Here is an 11,655-nt window from a genome sequence, read left to right on the forward strand (position 1 = left end):
TCCATCGTCGAATGGCACGGGGCAACCTGGTGAAAACGCGTTGGGCAATCCCTGCAAAAGCAAACCCGGCCCAAAAGGGGCCGGGTACTCGGACGCGTTGCGGCGCAATATAGTCAGAAATCGCCGGAAAACAATGCATATTCGGGGGTTTGGTTAGCCCATTTTGGGGTCGAGGGTGATCGCCCAAAGGGCCGTATCGGCCCTATCCCGGAGGGTCACGGTCATCTGTCCGGTCGCGCCCTCGATTTTGACGTGGCCGAAGAACTGCATGCCCTCCGATGGCGGCAGGTTCTGATGACCAGGCCCCGGGCCCTTCACGAAACGCACCTCGGGGCCGAACGTGTTGTCCATGCCCCCTGGGCCGAAACTTCCGGCGTGGAACGGGCCGGAGACGAACTCCCAGAACGGTTCGAAGTCCTGGAACTGGGCCTTGTCGGGGTTGTAGTAGTGGGCGGCGGTGTAATGGACGTCGGCGGTCAGCCACACCGTGTTGCGGATGCCGGCGGTCTTGATGAACCGCAGCAGATCGGCGATTTCGAACTCGCGGCCGCGGACCGGGCCATCGCCCTGGGCAAAGGCCTCGGAGCCCTTTTTGGCGGTGGCATCATCATAAACGATGATGCTGAGCGGCATGTCGGAGGCGATCACCTTCCAGGTCGCTTTCGACTTCAAAAGTTCGCGCTTGAGCCAGGCGAGCTGGTCCGGCCCGATGAAGTAAGCATCGGGTCCGTAGCTGGTCTGCTGATTCTCGCCGTTCGGGCCGCGATAGCTGCGCTCGTCGAGCATGAACACGTCGACGTGCGGGCCGTAATTGATGGTCCGGTAGACGCGGCCGGGTTCGACGATGCTTTCCCGCATCGGATACATTTCGTGGAACGCTTTCGCCCCGCGCGCCGCAAGCAGCGTGATGTCACGCTCTTTGTAATCGGCCGGCAGTTGCTTCGACAGCGACCAGTTGTTGCAGATCTCGTGATCGTCCCACTGCACGAAGATCGGCACTTCAGCGTTGAAGGCGCGGACGTTGTCGTCGAGGAAGTTATATTTGTGCGCGGCGCGGTATTCGTCGAGCGTTTCGGCGACTTTCGCCTTCTCCGGAATCGTAATGTTCTTCCAGGTCTTGCCGTTGGGGAGTTTGACTTCTGACGGAATGATGCCGTCCGCATAAATCGTATCGCCGGAGTGAATCAGGAAGTCGGGATTGTGCTTGCGCATCGCCGCGAAGGTGAACATGCCGCCGTCGTCGGGGTTGATGCCCCAGCCTTGCCCGGCGACGTCGCCGCCCCAGACGAAAGACACGTCGCGACGGCTTGCCGGTGCGGTGCGGAAGCGGCCGACCACGGGCTCACCGACGATGTTGATGTGAGACAGATCGCGGAAGCGGGCGCGGTAAAAGATCGTTTGATCGGAGGGCAGATCCTCGATCAGCATTTTGGCGGTGAAATCGTTTTCCGGCATCGCGTTGATCGGCGGTAGCGCGCGGGCGTCCTTGAACGATTCGGTCGTCGCGACCTCGACCATCAGCTGCGCGGGGCGATCGGCACGCGCCCACACCACGCCGCTGTCGACGTTGACGTCACCCGATTGCACGCCATGGGACACCATCGGGCGGTCTGCCGCGCGGCTGAGATGAGGCATCGCGATGCCGCTTGCTGCGGTGATACCGCCCGCGGCGGCGGTTGTCAGAAAGCGTCGGCGAGAAATGCGAAGGGTCACGAAAGCCTCCAAAGCAGGTATCCAAGCCGGCCCGCCCACGGCAAGCCCGTCCATGGCTCAGCGGGCGGCACCATGCAGCGCATGCCTGACAGAATAAGGAAGGTTATGTGACGCCTTGGCGAAACGCGCTCGGAGGAAAACGCATGCAACGTATCGGCAAGCGATAGAGCGTTCGGCGCCGGGATTGGCGTGGAGAAAGGTTTAAGCCACGTGAGGGCGTGGGGTACGGGTCGGGGTCTCCGGCATCTGCAGCAGAAACGCCTTCCGGTCGGCCACCGCGTTGTGGAACTGCTCAAGTGCAATGCTGAAGGCTGTCAATGAGCCTTCCTCGATGGCCCCATCCTCGAAGCAGTGCAGGGTATTGGTCATGATCTCGTCGGCTTCCGCCTGCATCGCGTCGAGTTCCTCCATGGAGGTCGACTTGCGTGCGGCTGAGAGCATCTGCAGCAAGCGCTCGCGCAGCGAAGAATTGGTTACGCGCTCGTCCTTGCGCAGATAGCTCGCAAACCACGCGCCGGCAGAGCCGAGCGCGGACAGCGCCATCAGGCTGCCCCAGATGTAATCGCTGTATTTGTCGAGAAAGGTTTTCTCTTCACCGTCAACATAGGCGGCGGCGCCGGGATGCGCGGGAATGGCAGCGTCCTTGTCGGTGTCCGGCGTTTCAAGTTTCGCCGAGAGCGGGAATTCGTTCTGGATGCTTTGGCGGATTGCGAACAATTGACGGGTGAGCGCGCCGACCGTTGCCTCTGACAATGAGCTGCGCGCGACGATGTGATGCGCGAACGTGATGGTGTCGATCTTGTCGTCCGGGCGTGCAGGATTCGCGCCGAATGTTCCTGCGGGAATTTCCCCGGAATCGTAGGCGGGGTACTTTTGCGCGATGGCGTCGGCGGTGTCGATCGACAGGAAGGTGACCTTCTTGTCCTTCGCCGTGACTGCAATGGCATCCGAGGTGATTTTGCTGTTGAGCGGACCGACTGCAAGGAATGCGTCGATCTTTTCGTTTTTGACAGCTTCGGCAAAGCCGGTGGTGCTGAACTGAACGGTCTGCACTTTGTCAAAATTAACGCCGGATTGCGTCAGGATCACTTTCAGCAAATTGACGTTGGCCGGTGTGCGGCCGATCACGCCAATACGTTTGCCCGCAAGCTGCTCGATCTTGGTGATGCTACCCTTGCGGTGAGCTCCGGGGACCCACAGCACGGCGAAGTTCTTGCGGATGCTGGCGACAGCCTGCGCATTCTTCGGCAGGTCGAGGTCTCCACGCACGACGGCGAGGTCTGTCGTGCCTGCGGTCAAACTCGCAGCACTCGCGGTGGCGCCTTCGGTGACGATCGGCCGCAGCCTGACATAACTGCGATCACGTGAGAACATTTGCGTGATGGACTGAATGACCTTCACATCGTCGCTGTTCGGGGGACCGACCGCGATCCGGAGATGAACCGCGCGCGTCATGTAATAAGTCGCCCCGCCCACGGCGGCCACGGTGGCGAGCACCGCCGCAATGACGATCAGCAAGGCTTTCGATTTGCGCGACCGCGGCGTCAGGGTGCCGGGCGTCTTCGCCGGGTCCAGCGCAGGTCTGGAAAACATATCACTGATGCCCATTGTTCGTCGCGCCTGTCGGGGTCGGAACTCTAGCAAATGGATAGCATATCCGGCGATTCCATGGTGTTCATGGTTAGCGGTCTTCGCGGGCTTGTTATCAACCGGCACATCCAAGCCCTGACTGCGTTCTAGGACGGGAACGACGGTGCAAGCGGTAAAGTTCAGGTGAAGGAGGTTAACATGGTGGAAAAACTGGCTTCTGAGGCTCGGAAGGCGGCGCTGGCAAGCCTGAGCGGATGGTCGGAGGTGTCTGGTCGTGACGCCATCTCGCGCACCTTCACCTTCAAGAATTTCAACGAAGCGTTCGGCTTCATGACCCGCGTCGCGCTGGTCGCCGAGAAGAACGACCATCACCCGGAATGGCGTAATGTCTACAAGACCGTCGAGGTGGTTCTGAGCACCCATGACGCGGGTGGCGTCACCCAGCGGGATATTGCGCTGGCCGAGGCGATGAACAAAATCGCCGGCTAACTATCCACGCTTCATCTTGTGGCGCCCGGGCAGAATTTCCACATATCAAAGCGTATCGGCCCGCTGCCGACAGGAACCTGGGAACCATATGATGGCATCCGACGACACCATGCACTTTGGACCGGCCGACGAACTGGCAAAGGATCCTGAGCGTCTGCGGAAGCGCTTCTGGACCAAGTTCAAGCGCGTCGTCGCCAGCCTGCCATTCGCCGAGGAGTTGCTCGCGGCTTATTATTGCGCGTTCGACCGTGAAACGCCGCGGCACGTTCAGGTGTCGCTGCTTGGCGCGATTGCCTATTTCGTGCTGCCGTTTGATTTCGTTCCCGATGTCCTGCCGGTGCTTGGGTTCACGGATGATGCCGCGGTCCTTGCAACCGCGATCCGTATGGTGGCGAGCCACATCACATCCGATCACCGGGACGCGGCGCGCGCGGCGTTGAAACGTGTGCTGGATAAGAAAGACTGAGAGTCAATCAGGCGCCGCATTTTAGGGCGCCTGTTATCATTCAAAACGACGCAGACAAAAACGCGCGGGTCGTCCCGCGCGTTTTCTTTGTGCTGAAGCTCAGGGGTGAAGGATTACCTTGCCCATGGCCTGACGTCCGGCAAGGACCTTGAGGGCGTCGGCGGTTTGCTCCAGCGGGAAGGTGCGGTCGACGTGCGACGAAATCTTTCCTTCGGCTGCCCACCGCATCAGCTTCTCGAGATTGGCGCGGCCATCCTTGGGATCGCGGCGCATATAAGCGCCCCAGAACACGCCACGAATATCGCAGCCTTTGAGCAAGGCCAGGTTGAGCGGGATTTTTGGAATCTCGCCTGCGGCGAAACCGATCACCAGAAAGCGGCCTTTCCATGCCAGCGAACGAACACCGGCTTCGGCATAGGCGCCGCCGACCGGATCGAACACAATGTCGATTCCCTTTTCGCCGCCGATGCGCTTGAGCGCGTCCTTCAGGTCTTCCTTGGCGTAATTGATGGTCAGCTCGGCGCCGTGCTGCTTGGCGAATTCAAGCTTTTCGTCGGAGGATGCACAGGCGATCACCTTGAGACCGAGCAGTTTGCCGAGTTCGCACGCGGCAAGACCAGTGCCGCCGGCGGCGCCGAACACGGCGAGCGTTTCACCCGGCTTCGGATCGGCACGGTCCTGCAGCGCATGCAGCGCTGTTCCGTAGATCACGATAATGCCGGCGGCGCGGTCGAAATCGAGATTGTCGGGAATCTTTACGACGGACGAAGCAGGCAACGCGATCTTCTGACGTGCTCCATTGTGTCCGCATGAGGCTGCGACGCGATCGCCCGGCTTCACATCGGTGACACCGGAACCCACGCTCTCGACAACGCCTGCGATTTCTGCCGCCGGTGAAAACGGAAACGGTGGTTTCACCTGATACTTGCCCTGGATCATCAACAGGTCGAAAAAATTCAGCGCCGCTGATTTGATCGCGATCACGACTTCACCGGGACCTGCAACCGGTTCGGGAATGTCACTCAACACGAGATCGTCAGGACCGCAGAATTGCGAACAGAGAATGGCTTTCATGAACACACCTGGAATAGAGGCCGAATGGAGTCGCGCGTGGAATTGTTCATGGCGGATTTGAGGCCAGTCCACAATTCAATTCGCTTGTCCCACACATTGCGCGTAACCTTACATTCTCGCAACCGCCTTTCCAAAAAGGGCTTTTCCGTTTAATGCATAAATGGAATCTTCACCCACAACAGGCACGTTCGATACCGATCATGGAGCGGGGACTGGCAATGCGATGTCTGCGAATACCGATGCGGCAGGTGCTGGCTGTGCTGATGACTGGCGCGTTCGTGTGCGGCTTTTCCGGTCTTGCGCAGTCGCAGACGGCGTCGAAAGCAACGCATGCAAAATCGAAAGCCCCGGCGGCAAAGCCTAGCGCTGCGCCCGCGAAACCTGCAGCCGTCGGCGGCGCGGAGCCGTCGCTGATTGGACAGTTCGGCACCTGGGGTGCCTACACTGCAACGCCAAATGGCAAGAAGGTTTGTTTCGCGCTGGCCAAGCCTGCATCCTCGAAAACCAATCCGCCGAATCGGCCGCGCGATGCAGCCTATGCCTTCATATCGACGCGCCCGGCCGAGAAGGTTTCGAACGAGGTTTCGATCATGATCGGCTACCAGCTGAAGCCGGGGTCGGAAGGAACGCTCGAGATCGGCAGCGCGCGCTATGCCATGTACAGCCAGGGCGATGGTCTCTGGATCAAGAACGCGGCTGAGGAAGACCGCATGGTCGAGGCGCTTCGCAAGGGCGCGGATGCTACCGTCAAAGGTGTCTCGTCCAAGGGCACCGAAACCACGGATGTCTTCCCCTTGAAGGGCCTCTCGCAGGCGCTGGACAAGCTGGCGGCGGAGTGCCGGCGGTAAAGGCGTCCCGGCTCCGGGAGTAAAAGCGCAGAAGATTTAAGGCTTTAGCGCGGCAGTTGATGTTATAGGGCGGCATCAGTATTTAGAGCGCTCACCGGATTAACGTCATGACCACTCCTTCAACCGGGGCTGAACCCGCGCCTGCATTGGCGCACGGGGTTCCCTTGGAAAAGATCGCGCTTGAAACCTACGTGCCGCCGGAGCGGCCGTCGCTGGTCGGCATGTCGCGCGCCGAGCTGGCCGACAAGCTTGGCAGCGTTGGCGTCTCCGAAAAGCAGCGCAAGATGCGTGCGCAGCAGCTCTGGCACTGGATGTATGTGCGGGGCGCGGAAACGTTCGACGAGATGACCAATGTCTCGAAGGACATGCGCGCAGAACTCGAAAAGCATTTCACGGTGGCTCGCCCCGAGGTGGTCGCCGAGCAGATTTCCAATGATGGGACGCGGAAGTGGCTGCTGCGGCTGCCGAGTGGTCACGCCTCCGAGCGTCCGCACGAGGTCGAGTGCGTCTACATTCCCGAAACCGATCGCGGCACGCTGTGCGTGTCATCGCAGGTCGGCTGCACGCTGAACTGTTCTTTCTGTCACACCGGTACGCAGCGTCTGGTGCGCAACCTCACCGCAGGCGAGATCGTCGGACAGGTGATGGTCGCACGTGACCGTCTGAATGACTGGATCGATCGCGAGACGCCGAACGGCAACCGACTCGTCACCAATGTGGTGATGATGGGCATGGGCGAACCGCTCTACAATTTCGATGCGGTGCGCGACGCGCTGCTGATCATGTCGGACAATGAAGGCATCGGCATCTCGCGGCGCCGGATCACGTTGTCGACATCCGGCGTGGTGCCGAACATCGCGCGCATGGGCGAGGAAACCGGCGTGATGCTGGCGATCTCCCTGCATGCGGTCCGCGATGAGCTGCGCAACGAACTGGTGCCGCTCAATCGCAAATACCCTATCGCTGAATTGCTCGATGCCTGCCGCGCCTACCCCGGCTCGTCGAATGCGCGCCGCATCACGTTTGAGTACGTAATGCTGAAGGGCGTCAACGATTCCCTCGATGATGCCAGGCTGCTGGTGAAATTGCTCAAGGGCATTCCCGCCAAGATCAATTTGATCCCGTTCAATCCGTGGCCGGGCAGCAAGTATGAGTGCTCGGACTGGGAGCAGATCGAGAAATTCTCGGAATACGTCTTTAATGCAGGGTATTCGTCGCCGGTGCGCACGCCGCGCGGGCGCGACATCCTTGCGGCATGCGGGCAGCTGAAGTCGGAAACGGAAAAGCTCTCGGCGCGAGAACGTCAGGCGCTGCGCGCCATGGCGATGACGGATTGATCCTCGATGGCCTTGATCGGTCGACTGTTCGCGATCTTCTTCGGGTTTCTCGCGGCGTGTTTTGTGGCCGGTGCCGTCATCGTCTACGCGCTGCTGTTTCCTGAGATGGACATGCAGAGTCTTGAGATAGACAGTGGTGCCGTGAATCTCATTCTCGGGTTCGGCTTCGTTCTACTCAGCGGCTTTGCGCTGTTGCCGGCGTTGATCGCGGTACTGGTCACCGAGGCGTTTTCGATCCGGCATATTCTCGCTTATGCGGTCGCTGGCGGCGTCGCGGGTTTGCTCTGTTATCTCGCCTTCATTCCGTTCGACACCGTCACCATGACATTTGAGGGGATCATTCGCCGTCATCTCGAAGTGATGGTGGGCTCCGGCATTCTCGGCGGCGTCGTGTATTGGATGATCGCGGGGCGCAACGCCGGGGCGTGGCGAACGGCATCCGTTCCAGCGCAGCGGCCATCTTAACCTGTACAAATGCGTACTTCGAAATCGGGACACTAGACAGCACCCATGAACCGGACTGGACTTTTCATCGCGCTGGGACTGTCGCTTGTGGTCGGATTGCTGTTCGGACTCTATCCCGAGCTGGACCTCAAGATCGCGGCCCTGTTCTTTGATGCGGCGACAAAAACCTTCCCTCTCAAAGCAAGCACATGGGCGTCCATTGCGCGCGATGGCGCGATGTGGGTGGCGTGGGCGCTGGTGATGCCCGCGCTGATCACCTTCGTCGTGAAGCTGCTGCGGCCGGTCAAGCCGTTGATGATGTCGGGTCGTGCGATGGTGTTTCTGCTCGTGACGATGCTGCTCTCGGCGATCGTGTTGTCGAATATCGTCTTCAAAGGCTATTGGGGGCGCCCGCGTCCCGTCGTTGTCACGCAGTTCGACGGCAAATTGGATTTCGTGCCGTGGTGGGATCCGCGCGGGAAATGCCCGAAGAACTGCTCTTTCTTCTCCGGTGAAGGCGCCACCGCATTCTGGACGTATGCACCCGCCGCATTGACTCCGCCTGCATGGCGGCCTGCGGCTTATGTGGCGGCCACCGCATTCGGCCTTGCCACGGGGGGATTGCGGATGGCCTTTGGCGGCCATTTTGCCACCGACGTGCTGTTCTCCGGCATTGTCTCCTTTCTCGTGGTCTGGCTCGCTTATGCCTTGATCTATCGCTGGCCGTCGACACGGTTGACCGATTACGGCGTCGACGTCTGGCTGACCCGCCTGGCGTGGCCCGGCTACCGCTGGCGGCAGAAGCGACTGGGACGGGACATTGGCGACGCGCCCCGCATCCGCCCCGGCACGGACGGTCCCGACACCGATGCTCCAAGCCATGGGCAGGCTGCTTCGGACAGCGCCCGCGCGGCTCTCTGATCTTGCGTCAGAGGGCGTTCCGCCTATAGTCCGGCCAAATTCGATCGGCCGTTTGCCGCAAATTCCATAGGATTTTCATGAGTAAAAATGTGAAGAAGGTCGTGCTTGCCTATTCGGGCGGGTTGGACACCTCGATCATTCTGAAATGGCTGCAAACCACCTACGGCTGCGAAGTGGTCACCTTCACCGCCGATCTCGGCCAGGGCGAGGAACTCGAGCCGGCGCGCCAGAAGGCGCTGCTGCTCGGCATCAAGCCGGAAAACATCTTCATCGAGGACCTCCGCGAGGAATTCGTCCGCGATTACGTCTTCCCGATGTTCCGCGCCAACGCGGTGTATGAGGGACAGTATCTGCTCGGCACCTCGATCGCCCGTCCGCTGATCGCCAAGAAGCAGATCGAGATTGCGGAGAAAACCGGAGCCGATGCGGTCTCCCACGGCGCTACCGGCAAGGGCAACGACCAGGTTCGCTTTGAGCTCGGTTACTATGCGCTGAAGCCGGACATCACCATCATCGCGCCATGGCGCGAGTGGGATCTGCGCTCCCGCGAGCAGCTGATTGCTTTTGCCGAGCAGAACCAGATTCCGATCGCGAAGGACAAGCGTGGCGAAGCGCCATTCTCCGTGGATGCGAATCTCCTGCACGCATCGTCCGAAGGCAAGGTGCTGGAAGATCCCGCGCAGGAAGTGCCGGATTACGTCTACTCGCGCACCATCGATCCGCAGTCTGCGCCAGACAAACCGACGGTCATCTCCATCGATTTTGAAAAGGGTGATGCTGTTGCCATCGATGGCAAGAAGATGTCTCCCGCCACCCTGCTCGCGAAACTCAACGAACTCGGCAAGGCCAACGGCATCGGCCGTCTCGACCTCGTTGAAAATCGTTTCGTCGGCATGAAGTCGCGCGGCATGTACGAGACGCCGGGCGGCACCATCCTGCTGCAGGCGCATCGCGGCATCGAGCAGATCACGCTCGATCGCGGCGCGGCCCATCTCAAGGATGAGCTGATGCCGAAATATGCCGAGCTGGTCTACAACGGCTTCTGGTTCTCGCCCGAGCGCGAGATGCTGCAGGCCGCGATCGACCACAGCCAGCAGCTTGTCACTGGTCAGGTCCGGCTCAAGCTCTACAAGGGCAACGTCATTCTGATCGGCCGCGACAGCAAGTATTCGCTCTACGATCAGGACCTCGTCACCTTCGAAGAAGGCGCCGTGGCTTACGATCACCGCGATGCCGCCGGCTTCATCAAGCTCAATGCGCTGCGCCTGCGCACCCTGGGCCAGCGCAAGAAGAAGCTGGGTTTGTAAGATCCCGGATAGGGATCGGCGGAATGGCTCTCTTGGCAACAAGTGCCAGGAGAGCAAATTTGAGTACGAATGGGATTTCACATGGGATGGGAGCACATAGGGCCGGACGGAGAAGTCTTCTCGCCTCATCTATATCCCAATGGACTTTACCGTGTGGCTGACCCTGCCTTGGGCGATGTGAAGCATCACGCCAAGAATCAACTTTCGGTCAGGGAAGACCAGATCGAGGGTTATTTGCAGCGTGGCTTTTGGCTGCGCATGAAGGGGTCCATCGGCGGGAAGGTGAATTTGATTGCGCCAGCTGAGATCAAGCGGATCTGATCAAAGACGGCCATCCTCGCCCCGCACGCTGCGATATGTGATTGATTCCATAGTATTCTGAGAAGGTTCTTTCGGCCGCACCACGAGCTTTCCAGTCGGCCCGCGACAACATGCGGCATCTCTCCGGGCGAGCCGAAAGCGTTGTCAGCCTGACATACGAGCTGCATCCATTCGGAGAGCTTCGATGGCCAAATACCGCCACAGGCTGCCGCATCTGGAAGATTCGACGTTCCTCAGTGATGGCGGCATGGAGACCACGCTGATTTTCCATCATGGGGTCGACCTGCCCCACTTCGCCTCATTCGTGTTGCTCGACACGGCTGACGGCAGGAAGCATCTGATCGACTACTACGAAAGCTATCTTGCCGTCGCGCGCGCCAACCACGTGGGGTTCGTGTTGGACACAGCAACATGGCGCGCCAATGCCGACTGGGGCAGCAAGCTCGGCTACGATGCGCAGAGACTGAAGGCAATCAACACCGCAGCCGTGGCGATGCTGGAAAGTCTCCGTAACAGATGGGAAACGGAAGCGACGCCCTGTGTCATCAGCGGCGCCATCGGTCCGCGTGGGGATGGCTACAAAGCCGGCCGAATGGATGCGCGAGAGGCGGAAGCCTATCACCAGCCGCAGATCGCGGCGTTTGTGGCGGCCGGCGCCGACATGGTCACGGCCTACACGATGAACAATATCGACGAAGCGATCGGCATCGCGCGCGCTGCCAAAGTGACCGGCATTCCATGTGCGATCTCGTTTACGGTGGAGATAGATGGCTGTCTTGCCACAGGGGCATCGCTGCAAGAGGCGGTTGAACGGACGGATGCCGAGACCGGCGGCTATCCTGTCTACTATATGATCAACTGCGCGCATCCGGCGCATTTCGAAAGCGCCCTGAAGGCGGGCGAGTCATGGTCGACGCGGATACATGGTGTCAAAGCGAACGCGTCGACGAAGAGTCACGCGGAGCTTGATGAATCCGAGACGCTCGATGCCGGCAATCCGGGTGATCTCGCGCGTCGTTATCGTGATCTACGGCGATTGTTTCCGTCACTGCGGATTCTCGGAGGCTGTTGCGGCACGGATCACCGCCATGTCGCGGCGATTTGCGAAGCCTGTCTGCCGCCGCGCGTATCCAGCGCCTAGACCC

Annotated in this window: 12 protein-coding genes; 9 read left to right on the forward strand and 3 right to left on the reverse strand. The window is 60.2% G+C overall.

What is annotated here, in order from left to right; genetic code table 11:
• Positions 1-153: 153 nt before the first annotated feature.
• On the reverse strand, positions 154-1,713 hold the full coding sequence (locus tag ACP0KA_RS11355) for an alkaline phosphatase D family protein (RefSeq protein WP_424628888.1): 1,560 nt from the start codon (positions 1,711-1,713) through the stop codon (positions 154-156).
• Positions 1,714-1,914: 201 nt separating this feature from the next.
• Entirely contained in the window at positions 1,915-3,321 is a 1,407-nt protein-coding gene (locus tag ACP0KA_RS11360; protein WP_424628889.1) for a TAXI family TRAP transporter solute-binding subunit, read from the reverse strand.
• Between the two features lie 165 nt (positions 3,322-3,486).
• Here ACP0KA_RS11360 and ACP0KA_RS11365 point away from each other — a divergent pair, with 165 nt between their 5' ends.
• A complete protein-coding gene (locus ACP0KA_RS11365) occupies positions 3,487-3,792 on the forward strand; it encodes a 4a-hydroxytetrahydrobiopterin dehydratase (protein WP_424628890.1) in 306 nt (101 codons plus the stop codon).
• 91 nt (positions 3,793-3,883) lie between these two features.
• Positions 3,884-4,258 (forward strand): YkvA family protein, encoded by a 375-nt coding sequence (locus ACP0KA_RS11370; protein WP_424628891.1) that lies wholly within the window; start codon positions 3,884-3,886, stop codon positions 4,256-4,258.
• A gap of 99 nt (positions 4,259-4,357) precedes the next feature.
• Here the strand turns inward: ACP0KA_RS11370 and ACP0KA_RS11375 are convergent, their stop codons facing one another.
• Positions 4,358-5,332: an NADPH:quinone oxidoreductase family protein gene (locus ACP0KA_RS11375; RefSeq protein ID WP_424628892.1), complete on the reverse strand. Its 975-nt coding sequence runs from the start codon at positions 5,330-5,332 to the stop codon at positions 4,358-4,360.
• A 218-nt stretch (positions 5,333-5,550) separates the two neighbouring features.
• Here ACP0KA_RS11375 and ACP0KA_RS11380 point away from each other — a divergent pair, with 218 nt between their 5' ends.
• The 7 genes from ACP0KA_RS11380 (at position 5,551) to ACP0KA_RS11410 (ending at position 11,651) form a co-directional block, all read left to right on the forward strand.
• The gene (locus ACP0KA_RS11380) at positions 5,551-6,180 is read left to right on the forward strand and encodes an invasion associated locus B family protein (RefSeq protein ID WP_424628893.1); all 630 of its coding nucleotides are present in this window, start codon (positions 5,551-5,553) and stop codon (positions 6,178-6,180) included.
• Positions 6,181-6,287: 107 nt separating this feature from the next.
• Entirely contained in the window at positions 6,288-7,517 is a 1,230-nt protein-coding gene (rlmN, locus tag ACP0KA_RS11385; RefSeq protein ID WP_424628894.1) for a 23S rRNA (adenine(2503)-C(2))-methyltransferase RlmN, read from the forward strand.
• 6 nt (positions 7,518-7,523) lie between these two features.
• Complete coding sequence (locus tag ACP0KA_RS11390) at positions 7,524-7,982, forward strand: hypothetical protein (RefSeq protein WP_424628895.1); 459 nt, start codon at positions 7,524-7,526, stop codon at positions 7,980-7,982.
• A gap of 45 nt (positions 7,983-8,027) precedes the next feature.
• On the forward strand, positions 8,028-8,882 hold the full coding sequence (locus ACP0KA_RS11395) for a phosphatase PAP2 family protein (RefSeq protein WP_424628896.1): 855 nt from the start codon (positions 8,028-8,030) through the stop codon (positions 8,880-8,882).
• 77 nt (positions 8,883-8,959) lie between these two features.
• Positions 8,960-10,189 (forward strand): argininosuccinate synthase, encoded by a 1,230-nt coding sequence (locus ACP0KA_RS11400; RefSeq protein WP_424628897.1) that lies wholly within the window; start codon positions 8,960-8,962, stop codon positions 10,187-10,189.
• Positions 10,190-10,258: 69 nt separating this feature from the next.
• Positions 10,259-10,510, forward strand: coding sequence for a hypothetical protein (locus ACP0KA_RS11405; protein ID WP_424628898.1), 252 nt, complete (start codon positions 10,259-10,261; stop codon positions 10,508-10,510).
• 184 nt (positions 10,511-10,694) lie between these two features.
• Entirely contained in the window at positions 10,695-11,651 is a 957-nt protein-coding gene (locus ACP0KA_RS11410) for a homocysteine S-methyltransferase family protein (protein WP_424628899.1), read from the forward strand.
• Positions 11,652-11,655: the final 4 nt, after the last annotated feature.

The organism is Bradyrhizobium sp. SYSU BS000235, assembly GCF_049747295.1.
Taxonomy (GTDB): domain Bacteria; phylum Pseudomonadota; class Alphaproteobacteria; order Rhizobiales; family Xanthobacteraceae; genus Afipia.